This window comes from Comamonas resistens, assembly GCF_030064165.1.
Taxonomy (GTDB): Bacteria; Pseudomonadota; Gammaproteobacteria; order Burkholderiales; family Burkholderiaceae_C; genus Comamonas; species Comamonas resistens.
Genome location: NZ_CP125947.1, coordinates 4,881,314 through 4,897,983 on the forward strand (window position 1 = coordinate 4,881,314; position 16,670 = coordinate 4,897,983).

Sequence of the window (16,670 nt, forward strand, 5' to 3'; positions counted from 1 at the left end):
GGGCTCTTGCAGTGCTCTGGGCAAGCATGCCTTCGCCTGACAGCTCATTTATTCCCCAGCCACGCAACACTGTTGAGAAAGATGCGTACCAGTTCAGTTTGCCTGCGCACGCCGGTCTTGGAAAAAATTGAACGCAAGTGCGCTCGCGCCGTATTGCGGCGAATATTCAGGGCTTCCGCCGTTTCCTCCAACGACAGGCCATTGGCCAGCTGAATTGCCAACGCAGTCTCTGCCGGTGTGAGCTGAAACAGCTGCTGCGCCAGCTTGATCGATGGCTCCGCCTTACCGCTGGTATCGCGCACAAATACGGCAACGCTGGGACGCTGCTTCCCTTCAGTCCACTCATCCGGAGAGATACTCTGCACCACCACACCCCAATTGAGCTGGCCTGACTGGCGCCCCACTGAAACACCTTCCGTTATCGACAAACGCGATGCTCCGGTCTGCATCAGGGCATCACGAATCAAGCGCTGCAGCTTGCGATTGTCGCTGGCATAGTTCGCTTCCAGCATCCCCCCGCTCACCTTCAGACCGTCTTGCATCTCCAGGATACCGGTGGCTGCCGGGTTGCTTTCGATGACCATGCCATTTTGGTCAAGGATCACCACACCCACCATCAGCTGAGCCATGGCCCGGCTATACAGCGATATCACCTGACGGTCCTGATGCACCGAAAGATGCAGATTGAGGGCACGCTTCACATGCGGCACCAGCATGTTCATGAACGCTCGGTCCTGTGCATCAAAGTTAGATGAGGTCTCCGGGCGCGTCACACGCAAGGCGTATGTACAACCGTCCTTGGTCGCAACATCCGCAGCAATCACATGAAAGCACTGCATGTCTTTACAGAAGTCGTTGTAGTACGCGGATGCCCGCCACTCCGCCTCTGAGAGCACGTCAGTCACCGTCACGACCTGGTCGGTTGGCATCCCCCGGAACGGGCACAAGGCGGCAATTTCGGAGGGGTAGACTGCAGCGTCGCGGTATTCACCAGCAGAAGAAAGAATCAAGCCCAGGTCGGCATGCCCGGGCAAGCGCACGATCAGTGCAGCATAGTTGGCCCCCAGTTGATCGCGGATAGCCGCCAGGCACGGCTGCCACCAGCTTTTGGGGTCCAGTGCCGCGTCATACAGCAAGCTCGTAATGCGGCTGAACTGCTCCGCGCTAATGAGCTTGCCATCCCGTTCCGCCGGGACTGCTTTTTTATCCGCTGCGGGTGCAATGGTCGAGCGCATAAATAACGGCACATCCTTCAGGACGCAGGCCATATTGCGGGTGTCATAGTCCGCAAAACCCATTTTCGCGAAAGCGCTTTCCATCGTGGTCAACCTTCTGAGCAGGTGGATCGGGGGGAACTCGCTGAATCTCAAACAGGCCGGCGGCCCCAAACCTCCACCAATGCATACGCGCGCCCCGTCGACGCTCCTTACTCAGCGCATGCACCACAGCATGGCTAGATCGAACGGATCGCCAGGGGCGATTGCACCACCATTGACTTTGAAGCGACCATCGGGAATACCCAGATGAGCGTAACAATAAAATACTTAACAGGCGAACGCTTCATGCTGCCGCATGACCAGCGGCCCCCTGCCGAACGGTCAAGAGCGCTGCGAGGAGATGTTTCCACCATCGACCACCAGCTCTGCCGCCGTGATGTAGCTGGCCTCGTCCGACAGCAGGAATCGCACGACCTTGCCGATTTCCTCCGGCATGCCCAGACGGCCCAGCAAGATCCTGCGCTCGAAGGTACCGGGCGGAAGCGCCTGAACCGCCGGCATCATCATGGGCGTGAGAATCTGGCCAGGTGAGACTGCATTGATACGCACCTTGTCCATTGCCAGACGATCAGCCAGCGAACGAATCAGCGACAGCATTCCCCCTTTGGCGGCGCTATAGATCGGATTGATGCTGTTGCCCAGGGTGGCATTGATCGAGGCTATGCCCACCACTGCCGAGCCCGGGTTAGCACGGAAGTCCGGTAGCAGGGCCTGTGTCAACAATGCCAGCGGACGCAGATGTACATTCATGCCCGCATCCCAGTTTTCCGGCGTGATGCCGTCCAGCGACCCCATGTCCACCGTGCCTGCAGCATGTACCAGTCCCCCAATGCTTGGCAAAGCGGCACGTGCCTGATCGAGTGCCGGAGCTAGCGCTGCTGCATCACGCAGATCGACCCCCACCCCCACGGCAGCCACGCCAAATTCACGATGAATGGCATCAGCAGCGGCCTGTGCCTTGGCGCCATCGATGTCAAACAAGGCCACAGGGCGGCCTACAACAGCAAGCGAGCGAGCGCTGGCCAGCCCGATGCCAGAGGCGCCACCAGTGACGACAACTCCCGTTTGTGGAGAATTCAATTGCGGATGCATACAACAACCTCGTGATGAAAAGGAATTGCAGCCAATAGACCGCAGCATGCGACCGCCTTCCACCCACAGCAGCGGCAATCAGGTCTTTCAGACACATGCACGCCCCCTTTGGGGGCTCGGTCCCGGCCAATGGTCCAAAGCATAAAAAGCTTTGCCCTGGCCTTCATCACTCAATCAGACTATGAACACATCGAGCTACTTGGCCACAGTGCGCAGCGCATTGCCCAAGCAGTCGTGTTTCTTGCTTCGGACGAATCATGCGTCGCCTGCGAAGGCGGATTGCATGGGGACGATGCTGAACAAGGGCTGGAGCAGCCCTTGTTCGGTCTTCAAAGAGCCCCAGCACAAAGGCCTTATGCAAATGCGACGGCCCAGGCGACAGCTTGATCTTGGCCTGGGCCTTCATATCTGGAAGAGCACCAACCCAAGCCTCTTGACAGGCAAGTCAGACTCATCCATAGCCTGAAGATCGGACAAGAGCCGCCTCGGCTGGGAGGCGATGACGCGCCCCTCAAGAAAGGACGGCGGCAAAGTCGCCTAGGGTATCAACCCAGATTCTTGCGCATGGTGTCGATCACGGCCTTGTAGTCGGGCTTGCCGAAGATGGCGCTCCCAGCCACAAAGGTATCGGCACCAGCATCGGCCACGGCGCGAATATTGGCCTCCTTGATACCGCCGTCCACTTCCAGGCGGATGTCCTTGCCAGACGCCTGGATACGTTTGCGAGCAGCTTCCACCTTGCGCAGCGTGCTATCAATAAAGCTTTGGCCGCCGAAGCCGGGGTTCACGCTCATCAGCAGGATCAGGTCGATGTCCTCGATCACCCAGTCCAGCACATCGAGCGACGCGGCAGGATTGAAGGTCAGACCGGCCTTGCAGCCATGGCTTTTGATGTTCTGGATGCTGCGGTGCACATGCTGCGACGCATCGGGGTGGAAGCTGATGTAGTCGGCCCCGGCCTTGGCAAAGGCGGTGGCCAGATCGTCCACGGGTTGCACCATCAGGTGCACGTCGATAGGCACGGGCTTGCCATCGGGAGTGACCGCGTGGGGCTTCAAGGCCTGACAGATCATGGGACCGAAGGTCAGATTGGGCACGTAATGATTGTCCATCACGTCGAAGTGGATCCAGTCGGCACCGGCTGCAATGACATTGCGCACTTCTTCGCCCAAACGGGCGAAGTCGGCTGACAGGATGGAGGGGGCAATACGGTAGGTGGGGCTCATGGTTCGCAATTGTCGCAGTTACCATTGCGCCATGCCAATGAACGAGTTTCTGGTCCAAGTCCAGCCAGCCTACCTGCCAGAGCAGTCCGCTCCTGCCGCAGGCGTCTATGTGTTTTCCTACACCATCACCGTCACCAACACGGGTGAAGTGCCCGCGCAGTTGATTGCCCGGCACTGGATCATTACCAATGAGCTGGGCCATGTCGAAGAGGTCAAGGGCCTGGGCGTGGTGGGCCGTCAACCACTGCTGCAGCCCGGCGAATCCTTTGAATACACCAGCGGCTGCCAGTTGCGCACGCCCACGGGCACCATGCAGGGCAGCTATCTTTGCGTGAATCACGAGGGCGAAACCTTTGAATGTGAAATCCCGCTGTTCGTGCTGCAGATGAATGATTCGGGCGACGTCATGCCCACGACAGAAAAACGCGTTCTGCACTGAGCTCGCCCGCATGAAAAAACTCCCTCCGGACCTTCCGCGCCTGATACAGGCGCTGGACCCTCATGCCGACCTCGCCCAGCGCCATCTGTGGCTGATCCACCTGGTCGAATGGATCAGAGCGCCCAAGCCCTCGCTGGAGCTGGCCGTGGACCGCATGGAGCAGGTCGTGGCCGCTTTCGAGGCCGATGCCGATGCCCGGCAACGCCTGGGCCTGTGGTGGCAAAAGCTGCTGGAAACAGTGGACATCACGGCCCTGCTGGCCGACTTCGGCTTTGCCCCGCGCACGGCCATGGCCAGCGAAGTGGCCGAACGCCTGCGCTACAAGCTTCTGCCCAGCACCCCCGAGACCGTGGACGCCTCCGAGCTGTTCATGCTGGTCTTTCCGGACCGCTTCGATGCCCGCTGGCTGCATGCCCTGGACAGCACACTCATGGCCCGCATTTCGGCCCTGGTGGCGCCGCCATCCGACGAAGGCGCCAGCTTCTGGGAGCGCAATCTGCTGGACGCCATCACCTATTGCGCGGGCCAGATTCTGTCCACCGGCTTTGCCCCCGAATTGCGCCTGCGCATGAGCGAGCAGGCACGCGAAGAAAAGCCTTTTCACGCGCTGATTCACGATGTGGAAAACCTGCGCGTGGAGGTCATGCTGCCGCTGCGCACCACCGACCGGCGCGACGCCGCTGCGGCACAGTTGCGCGAGCGGCTTGAGGCCTGCCGCTCGGCCGTCTCGTCCGTGTACTCCTATGTCGAGGCCGAAGGCATTTCCGTCGGTCTGATCTTCCGCCTGCGCCAGGTGCGCGCGCGCATTTTGCGCATCCGCCGCCTACTGGACTGCCTGCTGTCCACGGACCGTGCCTACGAGACCTCCGAGCTGCTGTCCAACCTTGTCGCCGTGGGCCTGGAGCGCCGCAGCGTGCGCGCGCTCCTGTCCACCAACACATCGCTGCTGGCCGCCAAGGTGGCCGAGCGCAGCGCCGAAACGGGCGAGCACTACATCACCCGCGACAAGGGCGAATACCGCAACATGATGGCCAAGGCCGCTGGCGGCGGCTTTGTGATGGCCTTCACCACGCTGGCCAAGTTTGCGCTGTATGCGCTGGGCCTGTCCGTGTTCTGGTCGGGTCTGGCCGCAGGCATGAACTATGCGCTGAGCTTTGTGCTGATCCAGATGCTGCACTTCACGGTGGCCACCAAGCAGCCGGCGATGACGGCACCGGCCATGGCAGCCAAGCTCAAGGACATCCAGTCCGACGACTCCATCCAGGAGTTTGTCGATGAGGTTGCCCATCTGGTGCGCTCCCAGGTCGCCGCCATTCTGGGCAACGTGCTGATCGTCTTCCCTGCGGCAATGGCGCTGACCATGGGCTATGCAGAACTGGTCAAGCACCCCGCGCTCAGCCCCTCCCATGCCACCCAGGTGCTGGAGTCGCTGAGCCTGCTGGGCCCATCTGTGCTGTTTGCGGCCTTTACCGGCGTGCTGCTGTTTGCCAGCAGCCTGATTGCCGGCGGTGCGGAAAACTGGTTTGTGCTGCGCAATATCGATTCCGTCATCCGTTACAACCCACGCATCACCCGCGTGTTGGGCACAACCCGTGCGGACCGCTGGGCCAGGTTTCTGCGCAAGAACATTTCAGGTCTGGCATCCAATATCTCGCTGGGTTTCATGCTGGGCCTGGTACCCGCATTTGCGGCCTTCTTCGGCCTGGGTCTGGAAGTGCGCCACGTCACCCTCTCCACCGGCCAGATCGGTGTGGCCATCCCGTCGCTGGGCTGGGAGGTGCTGCATTCCAATCTGCTGTGGTGGGCAGTTGCCATGCTGCCCTTCAACGCCGCACTCAACGTGGGCGTCAGCTTCTACCTGGCCTTCCGCCTGGCACTGCGTGCCCACAATGTCAGCGGCGTGGATCGTTCGCGCATCTACAAGGCCATACGTCAGCGCTTCTGGCGCAGGCCATTGAGCTTCTTCTGGCCCTGAGGCCAACACCCCGGAAGCATTGATTCAGAGTCGATGGCAATGCTTCCGGGTAAAAGCCTCTGCCCATCCTCTGGCGCCGGCATCGCTGTCATGCCACCGCAGTTTTAACCACGGCCGCCCACCAGCGGCCAAGCAGGCCGCCCTGCCGCGGCAAGTGAATTCATGGGTGAATTTGATCTGATCCGCCGCTACTTCCAGCGCCCCGTGCAACGTGCAGCACTGGGCGTAGGCGACGACTGCGCGCTGCTGGCGCCTGCACCCGGCATGCAACTCGCCATCTCTAGCGACATGCTGGTCGAGGGCCGCCATTTCTTTCCCGATGTGAATCCGCGCCTGCTGGGTCACAAGGCGCTGGCCGTGAATCTCAGCGACCTGGCGGCCAGTGGCGCCAAGCCCCTGGCCTTCACCCTGGCCCTGTCGCTGCCGCGTGCCGACGAAGCCTGGATCAGCGAGTTTGCCCAGGGCATGTTTGCCCTGGCCGACGCCCATGATTGCGAGTTGATTGGCGGTGACACCACGGGTGGACCCCTCAATATCTGCATCACCGTGTTTGGCGAAGTGCCCGCAGGCCAGGCCCTGCTGCGCAGCGGCGCGCGCGCGGGCGATGAGCTCTGGGTCAGCGGCCAGTTGGGCGATGCCCGCCTCGCACTGGAGACCTTGTTGGGCCATGTGCAGCCGCCTGCCGATCTGCTCCAGCAAGCCCGCCAGCGGCTGGAAGCCCCCACCCCGCGCGTCGCCCTGGGTCTGGCATTGCGCGGCATCGCCAGCAGTGCACTCGATGTGAGCGACGGGCTGCTGGGCGATCTCGGTCATATCCTGGATTTATCCAAAGTCGGTGCCACGGTGGATAGTCGGCTGACTACGCCTTTGATAGCTGCCAGCGCTTACCCATCAAGCGCTACATGGCAATTCGACTCAAAACTTCAGCAGCTGTGCACGCTGGCCGGCGGCGACGACTACGAGCTGTGCTTCACCGCTCCCGCCACTCGCCACGCCGATGTACTGGCTGCAGGCGTGGCCAGCAGCACGCCGGTGCACCACATAGGCCACATCGACGCGCAGCCTGGCCTGCGCGTGCTCGGCGCCGACGGCCAGCCGATGCCAAATGACTGGAAGTCCTTCGACCACTTCAGCAGTTGAGCCCCGGCAGGCACCGACAGATGCCTGGGTTAAGCTCAACCCCCTGTTCACCGGAAACAAGAGCTGCCCACCATGCGTCCACGTCGCCTTCTGCCTGTACACGCCTCTTGCCTGCTGACCAGCCTGGCTGCTGCACTGCCAGCTCTGGTCGCTGCGCAGGGCACCAGTCTCAGCGTATCGGGCAACCGCGCACCGATTACCGAAGTCACGCTTTATCCAGGCGTCGCGGCCGTTCAGCGCGAGGCGCGCATTGATGCCCAGACGCGCCAGCTCAGCTTTGAATGTCTGCCCACCAGTGTAGATACGCAGAGCCTGCAAATCACCGGCGATGATGGCGTGCGTGTGGGCGAGATCAAGACATTGATGCAGGCCCGTCACATGGCCGCCAAAGACTGCACCAGCCCGCTAGATCAGCAGATCCGCACACTCGAAGATCAACTGGCAGCCATAGAAGCCGAGGAAAACGCCGCCAAACTGGTGGGCGATTTTCTGCAAGGCGTGAGCAAGCCCGGCGACGAGGTCAAGGTAAGCGCCGCGCAGATCGCCAGCACCAGCCAGGCCCTGCGTCAAAGCAGCCGCGACAACAGCGTGCGCGCCCATCAGATTCAAAGACAAAAGCAAGATCTGCTGGCACAGCTGCAACCGCTGCGGCAGGAGCGCGACCGCACCGGCTCGGAACAGGCCCAGGTCATGAAAGTCACGGTGCAGCTGGCCAGTGCCCGCGCTGCCAACGTGCGCCTGAACTATCAGGTACGTGGCCCCGGCTGGCAACCCAGCTATCGCGCCCAGCTCGACACCACCAAGAATCAAGTGCATCTGGAACGCCAGGCCCAGGTCGTGCAAGCCAGCGGCGAAGACTGGAGCAATGTGCGCCTGCGCCTGTCCACGGGGCAACCCACGCGCAGCACCCAGGGAGCCATGCCGCGCCCATGGGTGGTCGACATCGCCCAGCCCGCGCCGCCTGCGGCCCTGGCAATCCCGGCACCCGCCCCCATAGCCCGCGCCGGCAGGCCCATGGCCAAGATGTCTGCCGAAGCCGTCATGGCTCCGGCCCTGCCCGACCTGGATGTCTCAAGCATCGACACGGCCTACACCACGCAGTTCGTCGTGCCATACAAGATCACCGTCCCATCCAGCTCCGAGCGAATCACGCTGACCCTGGGGCAGGAAAATCTGGCCACCACCTTGTTGACGCGCACCGCTCCTGCGGCAGAAGAGGCCGCCTACCTGATTGCCACATTGCAGGCACCGCAAGGCATCTGGCCCGCAGGACCGGTCACCCTGTTCCGCGACGATGCACTGGTTGGTAGCGGACGGCTGGACTTTGGCAACGCCCAGGCACTGGCGCAGGGCCTGTCTTTCGGGCGCGATGACCAGGTCGTCGTACGCCGCATGCCGGCCCAAAGCAATACCGGCAGCGGCGGCTGGACCAACAGCAAGACCGAGCGCACCGTGGTGCGCAGCTACTCCGTGGAAAACCGTCACGATCAAGTCATCGCCCTGCAGGTGCTGGATGCCGCACCCACTTCACGCAACGAACAGATCAAGGTGCAGTCGCAGTACAGCCCTCAGCCCGGCACCACGCGCTGGAACGCGCAAAACGGCATGATCGCCTGGGAGCAAAACCTCGATGCCCGCGCCACCGCGCAGTTCCAGGCCACGCACCAGATCCGCTTCCCCGAAAATCTGCCCATAGAGGGGCTGCAATAAGCCCCCTCGTATCATTACAACATGACGGATCAAGCATCAAATACTGCTGCAACTCAGGCAGATCAATCGCCAGCAGCTATCAATAGCAAAGCACCATCCCAGGCCGGCACGGCCGCCATCGCCCACCCCAGCGTCAAATTCATGCTGCAGCATCCAGCGCACATGATTGCGCTGGGCTTTGGCTCCGGCCTGTCCCGCATCGCCCCCGGTACCGTGGGCACGCTATGGGCCTGGCTGGCCTTTCTGGTGCTGCAGCTGTGGCTGGACAAGGCCCAGATCGGCTGGCTGATCGCGGCCAGTCTTCCCCTGGGCTGGTGGGCCTGCACCGTCACCGCCCAGCATATGCGTGTGGCCGACCCTGGGCATATCGTCTGGGACGAAATCGTGGCCATGTGGATCATTCTGTGGCTGTGCATGCCGCTGGGCTTCTGGGGTCAGTTGCTGTGCTTTGCGCTGTTTCGTTTTTTCGATGCCGTCAAACCACAACCCGTCAAATGGGCGGACCGCTTGTTCAAAGGCTTCGGCCCACGCGGCGGCTGGGGAATCATGTGGGATGACCTGGTAGCAGCCTTTTGCACGCTGCTGGTAATCGCGCTGTGGAAGCATTTTTTCTAAAAGCGGCTAGCGGCCTGCGAACCCGGAGGAGACGATGAACAACAAACAAGCCAACATCGAAGAACTGGTGCAGCAACTGGCTGCCAAGCTGACCGAAAAAGGCTGGATGCTGGCCACCGCCGAAAGCTGCACCGGCGGCATGATTGCTGCGGCCTGCACCGACCTCGCAGGCTCCAGCCAATGGTTTGAGCGTGGCTTTGTGACCTACTCCAATGAAGCCAAGACCGAGATGCTGGGCGTGCCCGCCGAACTGATCGCCAAGCATGGCGCCGTCAGCGAAGAAGTCGTGCGTGCGATGGCCGAAGGCGCAATTCGCCATTCACGCGCCCAGGTCAGCATTGCGGTGACGGGGATTGCCGGGCCTGGGGGCGGGTCGGTGGAGAAGCCTGTGGGGACGGTCTGGCTGGGGTGGTCATGGGGCCACACAACCTATGCACACTGCCATGCATTCATAGGCTCCCGCTCCTCTGTTCGGTCGATGTCCGCCACACAGTCACTGAAGTTTCTGATTGACGGCGTCTGCAGACTGGATCTGCAGCCTTGAGCGGCTATCAACTGCCCATCACATCTTCGGAGAACAGCTTCCAGTGCGTACCGGACTTGCGCCAGTACTGGCGCAACGACAAATCCTTGGCAAAGGCCTTGCTACTGGCCTTCAGGTTGACCACACGCAACTCCCCTTTGGCGTCTGCCCACGAATACACGGACAAATCCTTCAGCGCTATATCTGCAGCGCCTATGAAATAAGCATTCAAGCGCTCCACCGGCGAAGTGCTGCCTTCGGGCTTCATAAAGTCTGCCGCATAAAGATCCGCCAGCTTGCGCTGATCCTTGCGGCTCCAGGCCATCCTCCAGTCATCGAGCACCTTGAGAAAGGACTGCTCGGCCTTTCTGCGCCCCGCCACATCTTGGGGAGCAAGCCACTGCAATTGCTCACGCACCAGCACCGGCGTCTGAAGATCAATCGATCGCATGAGAAACGTCAGATCAGGGTTGGACAGCACCACACAGCCATCGCTGGCTTCGGGCAGCCGAGCGTACTGATCAGGCGGTGTGCCATGCAGCCAGATGCCACTGCCTGAGCGCCCGGCCAGGCGATCCCAGTCATTGGGGTAGTTCATGGTCAGGGCCCCTTTGCCATAAAACTCTGGCAACTTGGCCCCCGGGATCTGACGACCGATGAAATACACACCCTGTGGCGTCCTCTGGTCGCCGGCCTCCGTCTTGCCCATGCCCAGCTTGCCGACGGAAACATAGAAATTCCCTGTCATGCGCAAGCTTCCGCCTTCGTTGGTAAACAGATAAAGCCGGGATTTGCTCGCATCGATAGCCATCGCCTGTCGCACTGACGCATCCAGCATCAGCAGTTCCGCCGGTATGCTCCCTTCAACAGGCAGACTGGCAGCCGCCTGGACACGACGTCTGAGTTCGTCCTGCAAACCCTGCAATTGATCCTGAACCTCAGGCGACAACAGAACGCTTGTCGCAGGCTGCGGCGCGTGTTTGACGAGCATGCCTCCAACCGGAGCCGGGGCACTGACCATCCTGCCGGTCTTGAAGCGCAAAAGATCGGCATACACCAGATGAGCAGCGCGGAAGTTGGGCACCTCGCTGGTCAGCGCTGCCACGGCTTTCAAGGCACCATCGAGATTCTGTTGCCCCACCATCTCGATGGCCTGAAGCAGACGCTCTTCAGCCTTGCCGGCAGCCAGCGGTTTCACGGTGGCTGACCTGCTCTTGACGGACTTGGCATGAGCCTTCCCTCCCCTGGGTTGGGCAGCCTTCTCTGGCCCTGCAAAAGCTGGCTGGACAAGCGCCGCAGCAGTCAGCACCAACGCGATAAGGATTGCAGAAGATTGCCAGCATGGCCTGATGAACAGCCTGCTACCAATGTCACCTCGGAAATGCAGCGAGGACATCATGCGCCTTCGGAAGTGATATGCCAGAGGCCCTTCTCACGCTGCAGTTTCAAAGTCTTTTTCATGCGGGTATTCAAAGCACCTGCGACATAGCTCTGACGGAAACGAGCTGTAGCCTTATCACCATCCACACTGACCTGCAAATCGTGCAGTGTCACAGAAATTCCCGATTTGCCCACAATGCGCTCGCGACGCGTTTCCTTCCACTTGGCCAAGCTGCTGCCATCTGCCGGCTTGAAATCGCCGCTGTAGGCATTGAGATAACGATCCACATCCTGGCTCTGCCAGGCTGCCGCCCAGGCCTTGACCGCCGATTTGACCTCTGCCACCGCAGCGTCCTTGGCAGCCACCTCTGCAGTTTTTTCCTTCATCGTATTGCGTTCAGGAGCATCCGCAACGACTGCCGCAGCTGCGCTTTTGACTGCGGCGGCGGGCTTAGGCTCTGGCATTCGGACTTCAACCGTCTTGGCAGGAGCCGGCGCGGCTACCGGCTCCTGAGGCACGGTGGCCTTGGCATCGGCTGTCTTGATACCTACCGTCTTGACATCGCTTGCCTTGATTTCTTTTGCGGCAGTCACCGCTGCAGATACGGTTGCCGACTTGAGGCCTGGCACCGCCTTAGCAGAGGACGATACCGCTGCCGCATTGGCGCTGGCCGCCGGTGCAGCAACGGTTTTGCTTGTTGCGGCGACCACAGCAGAGTCCGCCACCGCAGGCTTGGAGCCCTCTTCATGCTTGGGAAGAATTTGCGTGATCAGGGCCAGCTTGGGCTGGATGGCCTTGCGTTTGTCATCAAGCTGCAAAGCCTTGGAATACGCGGCACTTGCCATGCCCGCATACAGATCCCCCAGATTCTCATGGGCGGTCGCGTAGCTGGGATTGGTCCGTATCGCCTGCTCAAGAACCTCGGAGGCTTTTCGTTCCTGACCTTCCGCAGCGTATAGCACCGCGAGATTGTTATAGGGCTCGGGCAGGTTTGGGTACTCTTTGGTCAAGGCGATAAATATTTTGATGGCCTGCTGATTCTGCTTGAGCTGCGCCGCAATCACCCCTTGAAGAAAGCGCATCTGCACATCCGAAGGGTTTTGCTTCAAATAGCTTTCGGCTTGTCGGGCAGCCTGCGTCGCCTTTCCCTGCTCCAAAAGCTTAGCCACTGCATTGATCGACTCCTGGGAAGCCAGCGCTGCTCCTCCATGGACTGTAGCCCCCCAACCAATGATCACTGCCGCCAGAGGCCTCGCAAACAACGAATAAGCATGCCCGGACAGACAGGGCAAGACTCGGGATGCAATCGGCATATTTTGAAACTCTCTAAGCAATGAAGTTTGAGAAACGGAAACTTATCCGCCATCTTGTTGCTGCAAGCTCGACGCCGCTATGGCAACCCAATTCGGGCGATTCTAAAGGGAGAAGCTATCCCCCTGCCAAGGATGTCGGTCTCGCCAAAAGCCGGAAAACGACAGAACACCGCCACACCTTACGTAACGAAAAAACACAGCTTCGTTACGTAACACCCCACGTAACACTCACTCCAAAGCAATTCGGAACATCTGAAAAACTCTCAAAAAATCAACCACCTATAAAAATTCAAACCTGTCATTCCGCTGCAACAACGATGGCACGCATGTTGCATACCAAGAACTTCAGACAAATCCATGACTTGGGGCCAGAACCATTTGCCCTTTGACTCCTCAACTTTCTGGAGAGAAAAATGACAGCTCAATCCTCGCAGCCAACAGGCAACGCGACTTTCAACACTGCTCCAACCAGCACCACGGTGGCTCAACTCAGCACTGCGCAGTTGGCTCCAGCAACAAACGCTGCTCAATCTCCAGTGGCCCGACTGTCCCAAGCCTCTACAGGAGTTCAAATCGTGCGCAATGGGGCCGCCATCCCTGCCGAGGCCGGCACGGCTCTTTATATTGGTGACAAAGTCATCGTTCCGGCCAATGGCGACGCCAAGGCCTTGTTCCAAGGGCAAGACGGTCAGGCACTGGTCGGCACATTCTCCGGTGGCACAGAAGCCACTCTGGCCCAGGGCAGCTCGGGCACCACGGTTCTGGATCTGGCTTCAGGCAATGTGGATGTAGCACCTGCCAGCGACAGCGATGCCGTGGGTCTGGTTGTCACCAAGGATGCGGGCGGCTCCGTGCTCAGCGATTACCTGCTGGCTGGCCTGGTCGGCGTTGGCGCGGCAGGCCTGCTTGCCGCCGCCCTTAACGATGATGATGAGGCTCATGCACCTGTTCCTCCGACTGAGCCCAAGCCAGAACCCACGGATAGCACGGATAGCACCGATAACACGGACAACACCGATAACACCGATAACACGGACAACACCGATAACACCGATAACACGGACAACACCGACAACACCGATAACACGGACAACACCGACAACACGGATAACACCGACAACACGGATAACACCGACAACACCGATAACACGGACAACACGGACAACACGGATAACACCGATAACACGGACAACACCGATAACACGGACAACACCGATAACACCGACAACACGGATAACACCGATAACACGGACAACACGGATAACACCGACAACACGGACAACACCGACAACACGGATAACACCGATAACACGGACAACACCGATAACACGGATAACACCGACAACACGGACAACACGGACAACACGGATAACACCGACAACACGGATAACACGGATAACACCGACAACACCGACAACACGGATAACACCGATAACACCGACAACACGGACAACACCGACAACACCGACAACACGGATAACACCGACAACACGGATAACACCGATAACACGGACAACACCGATAACACGGACAACACCGACAACACCGATAACACGGACAACACCGACAACACGGATAACACCGACAACACGGATAACACCGACAACACGGATAACACCGACAACACGGATAACACCGACAACACGGATAACACCGACAACACGGATAACACCGACAACACGGACAACACGGATAACACCGACAACACGGATCCCACGGATGGCTCCGATGGTCATGGTCTTATTTCGTCGGTTGAGGATGTGGTTGCAGGTCTGGCTGGCGGCACCCTTATCGAGCCCGTGTCCGATCTGATCAATTCGCTGGTCAATCCCACGGATGGCACTCTGTCCACGGTTACCAATATCCTGGAACAGTTGACCAGCACCGACGGCGGACCTCTGGGCGTGTTGACCGAACTGGTGGATGGTCTGGTGAATATCAACAATCAGGGCCTGGAGCCTCTGATCGATACGCTCAATGGCCTGTTGCAAGGGCTGAGCGACCCGGCCTCCGGCGGTATCGGTAACGTGGTCAACGATGTCCTCGGTGGTCTGCTGGGTGAAGGTGGCACGCTTAACGACCTGCTCTCCGGTGTCGGCGACCTGCTGGGTGGACTGCTGGGTGGACTGCTGGGCGGTGGCGGAACCGGGGGCGATCCGACCGGCGGCGAAGGCGGCGTGGTCACTACCGTGCAGGATGTCGTAGACAACCTGCTCGGCGGCACCGTGGCCGAGCCTGTGGGCCAATTGATCGACTCGCTGCTCAACCCCACCGACGGAACCCTGGCCACCGTGACCGGTGTGCTGGAAGGCCTGACCAATGTGGACGGTGGCCCGCTGGGCGTGCTGACCGAACTGGTCAGTGGCCTGACCACCGTGGAAGGCCAGGCGCTGGAGCCCGTGATCAGCACGCTCAATGAGCTGATCGCAGGCCTGACCAATGCCGGCGAAGGCGGCCTGGGCGGTGGACTGCTGGGCGGCATCGTGGGCGGTATCCTGGGTGGCGAAGGTGGCCTGCTCGGCGGCCTGACCGGTGAGGGCGGCCTGCTGGGTGGTATCACCGGCGGCGGCGGCGCTGGCGAAGGCGAGGGGTTGGTGACCACTGCACAGGAGGTCGTGGACAGCCTGCTGGGCGGCACCGTGGCCGAGCCCGTGGGCCAGTTGCTTGATGCGCTGATCAACCCTACCGACGGTACCTTGGCCACCGTGACCGGTGTGCTGGAAGGCCTGACCAATGTGGACGGTGGCCCGCTGGGCGTGCTGACCGAACTGGTCAGCGGCCTGACCACCGTGGAGGGCCAGGCACTGGAGCCCGTGATCAGCACGCTCAATGAGTTGATCGCAGGCCTGACCAATGCCGGCGAAGGTGGCCTGGGCGGTGGACTGCTGGGCGGCATCGTGGGCGGTGTCCTGGGTGGCGAAGGTGGCCTGCTGGGTGGCGTACTCGGTGGTAACGGCGGCCTGCTCGGCGGCCTGACCGGCGACAACGGTCTCGTTGGCGGCGTGCTGGAAACCGTGGCCGGTGACAACGGTCTGCTCGGCGGCGTACTCGGTGGCAACGGCGGCCTGCTCGGCGGCCTGACCGGCGACAACGGTCTCGTTGGCGGCGTGCTGGAAACCGTGGTCGGTGACAACGGTCTGCTCGGCGGCGTACTCGGTGGCAACGGCGGCCTGCTCGGCGGCCTGACCGGCGACAACGGTCTCGTTGGCGGCGTGCTGGAAACCGTGGTCGGTGACAACGGTCTGCTCGGCGGCGTACTCGGTGGCAACGGCGGCCTGCTCGGCGGCCTGACCGGCGACAACGGTCTCGTTGGCGGCGTGCTGGAAACCGTGGTCGGTGACAACGGTCTGCTCGGCGGCGTACTCGGTGGCAACGGCGGCCTGCTCGGCGGCCTGACCGGCGACAACGGTCTCGTTGGCGGCGTGCTGGAAACCGTGGTCGGTGACAACGGTCTGCTCGGCGGCGTACTCGGTGGCAACGGCGGCCTGCTCGGCGGCCTGACCGGCGACAACGGTCTCGTTGGCGGCGTGCTGGAAACCGTGGTCGGTGACAACGGTCTGCTCGGCGGCGTACTCGGTGGCAACGGCGGCCTGCTCGGCGGCCTGACCGGCGACAACGGTCTCGTTGGCGGCGTGCTGGAAACCGTGGTCGGTGACAACGGTCTGCTCGGCGGCGTACTCGGTGGCAACGGTGGCCTGCTCGGCGGTGTGCTGGGTGGCAACGGCGGCTTGCTCGGCGGTCTGTTGGGTGGCGGTGGTCTGCTGAGCGCCACCACGGCAGTGGCGCCTGCCAACGCCGCAGATGCGGCTCTGGCAGAGCTGGAACCCATTGCGACCGCCATCAATAGCCAGGCCGATGTACACGGCGATGCCTCCAACGCCCTGTCCTTCACTCAGCACTTGATCGGCTGATCCGGGCCTGCCATGCAGCACATGCGTGCTGCTTTCTCGTGTCACTGCCCCCCGGGCGGTGACACGTT

General features: G+C 61.0%; 13 protein-coding genes. 8 read left to right on the forward strand and 5 right to left on the reverse strand.

Annotation, left to right across the window (positions count from 1 at the left end; translation table 11 throughout):
• Positions 1-44: 44 nt before the first annotated feature.
• The 3 genes from QMY55_RS22855 to rpe all read right to left on the reverse strand — a co-directional run bounded on the left by QMY55_RS22855 (position 45) and on the right by rpe (position 3,595).
• Entirely contained in the window at positions 45-1,319 is a 1,275-nt protein-coding gene (locus tag QMY55_RS22855; protein WP_283486383.1) for a helix-turn-helix transcriptional regulator, read from the reverse strand.
• Positions 1,320-1,598: 279 nt separating this feature from the next.
• The gene (locus QMY55_RS22860) at positions 1,599-2,357 is read right to left on the reverse strand and encodes an SDR family NAD(P)-dependent oxidoreductase (RefSeq protein WP_283486384.1); all 759 of its coding nucleotides are present in this window, start codon (positions 2,355-2,357) and stop codon (positions 1,599-1,601) included.
• Between the two features lie 557 nt (positions 2,358-2,914).
• Positions 2,915-3,595: a ribulose-phosphate 3-epimerase gene (rpe, locus tag QMY55_RS22865; protein WP_283486385.1), complete on the reverse strand. Its 681-nt coding sequence runs from the start codon at positions 3,593-3,595 to the stop codon at positions 2,915-2,917.
• A gap of 31 nt (positions 3,596-3,626) precedes the next feature.
• On the opposite strand from rpe, the gene apaG reads away from it, so the two are divergent.
• From apaG to QMY55_RS22895, 6 genes are all read left to right on the forward strand, one after another.
• A complete protein-coding gene (gene apaG / locus QMY55_RS22870) occupies positions 3,627-4,034 on the forward strand; it encodes a Co2+/Mg2+ efflux protein ApaG (protein ID WP_283486386.1) in 408 nt (135 codons plus the stop codon).
• Between the two features lie 10 nt (positions 4,035-4,044).
• Positions 4,045-6,009 carry a site-specific recombinase gene (locus QMY55_RS22875; RefSeq protein ID WP_283486387.1) on the forward strand — a complete coding sequence of 655 codons (1,965 nt, stop codon included), beginning with the start codon at positions 4,045-4,047 and terminating at the stop codon, positions 6,007-6,009.
• A gap of 162 nt (positions 6,010-6,171) precedes the next feature.
• Positions 6,172-7,149, forward strand: a complete 978-nt coding sequence (gene thiL, locus QMY55_RS22880) for a thiamine-phosphate kinase (RefSeq protein WP_283486388.1) — start codon at positions 6,172-6,174, stop codon at positions 7,147-7,149.
• Positions 7,150-7,221: 72 nt separating this feature from the next.
• Positions 7,222-8,859, forward strand: coding sequence for a DUF4139 domain-containing protein (locus tag QMY55_RS22885; RefSeq protein ID WP_283486389.1), 1,638 nt, complete (start codon positions 7,222-7,224; stop codon positions 8,857-8,859).
• Between the two features lie 21 nt (positions 8,860-8,880).
• Positions 8,881-9,474 carry a phosphatidylglycerophosphatase A family protein gene (locus QMY55_RS22890; protein ID WP_283486390.1) on the forward strand — a complete coding sequence of 198 codons (594 nt, stop codon included), beginning with the start codon at positions 8,881-8,883 and terminating at the stop codon, positions 9,472-9,474.
• A gap of 34 nt (positions 9,475-9,508) precedes the next feature.
• On the forward strand, positions 9,509-10,018 hold the full coding sequence (locus QMY55_RS22895; protein WP_283486391.1) for a CinA family protein: 510 nt from the start codon (positions 9,509-9,511) through the stop codon (positions 10,016-10,018).
• A 7-nt stretch (positions 10,019-10,025) separates the two neighbouring features.
• Here the strand turns inward: QMY55_RS22895 and QMY55_RS22900 are convergent, their stop codons facing one another.
• On the reverse strand, positions 10,026-11,195 hold the full coding sequence (locus QMY55_RS22900) for a L,D-transpeptidase family protein (RefSeq protein WP_283486392.1): 1,170 nt from the start codon (positions 11,193-11,195) through the stop codon (positions 10,026-10,028).
• Positions 11,196-11,392: 197 nt separating this feature from the next.
• Positions 11,393-12,691, reverse strand: a complete 1,299-nt coding sequence (locus QMY55_RS22905) for a nuclear transport factor 2 family protein (RefSeq protein ID WP_283486393.1) — start codon at positions 12,689-12,691, stop codon at positions 11,393-11,395.
• A 20-nt stretch (positions 12,692-12,711) separates the two neighbouring features.
• Between QMY55_RS22905 and QMY55_RS22910 the strand changes: the two genes are divergently transcribed.
• Together QMY55_RS22910 and QMY55_RS22915 are read left to right on the forward strand one after the other, a co-directional pair.
• Positions 12,712-13,080 carry a hypothetical protein gene (locus QMY55_RS22910; RefSeq protein WP_283486395.1) on the forward strand — a complete coding sequence of 123 codons (369 nt, stop codon included), beginning with the start codon at positions 12,712-12,714 and terminating at the stop codon, positions 13,078-13,080.
• A gap of 24 nt (positions 13,081-13,104) precedes the next feature.
• Positions 13,105-16,602 (forward strand): hypothetical protein, encoded by a 3,498-nt coding sequence (locus tag QMY55_RS22915; protein WP_283486396.1) that lies wholly within the window; start codon positions 13,105-13,107, stop codon positions 16,600-16,602.
• Positions 16,603-16,670: the final 68 nt, after the last annotated feature.

Coding starts and splice junctions, on each gene's coding strand:
- apaG (WP_283486386.1), top strand. CDS start 3,627: ATGCCAATGAACGAGTTTCTGGTCCAAGTCCAGCCAGCCTACCTGCCA.
- thiL (WP_283486388.1), top strand. CDS start 6,172: ATGGGTGAATTTGATCTGATCCGCCGCTACTTCCAGCGCCCCGTGCAA.
- QMY55_RS22855 (WP_283486383.1), bottom strand. CDS start 1,319: ATGGAAAGCGCTTTCGCGAAAATGGGTTTTGCGGACTATGACACCCGC.
- QMY55_RS22875 (WP_283486387.1), top strand. CDS start 4,045: ATGAAAAAACTCCCTCCGGACCTTCCGCGCCTGATACAGGCGCTGGAC.
- QMY55_RS22910 (WP_283486395.1), top strand. CDS start 12,712: ATGAAGTTTGAGAAACGGAAACTTATCCGCCATCTTGTTGCTGCAAGC.
- QMY55_RS22915 (WP_283486396.1), top strand. CDS start 13,105: ATGACAGCTCAATCCTCGCAGCCAACAGGCAACGCGACTTTCAACACT.
- rpe (WP_283486385.1), bottom strand. CDS start 3,595: ATGAGCCCCACCTACCGTATTGCCCCCTCCATCCTGTCAGCCGACTTC.
- QMY55_RS22890 (WP_283486390.1), top strand. CDS start 8,881: ATGACGGATCAAGCATCAAATACTGCTGCAACTCAGGCAGATCAATCG.
- QMY55_RS22905 (WP_283486393.1), bottom strand. CDS start 12,691: ATGCCGATTGCATCCCGAGTCTTGCCCTGTCTGTCCGGGCATGCTTAT.
- QMY55_RS22885 (WP_283486389.1), top strand. CDS start 7,222: ATGCGTCCACGTCGCCTTCTGCCTGTACACGCCTCTTGCCTGCTGACC.
- QMY55_RS22895 (WP_283486391.1), top strand. CDS start 9,509: ATGAACAACAAACAAGCCAACATCGAAGAACTGGTGCAGCAACTGGCT.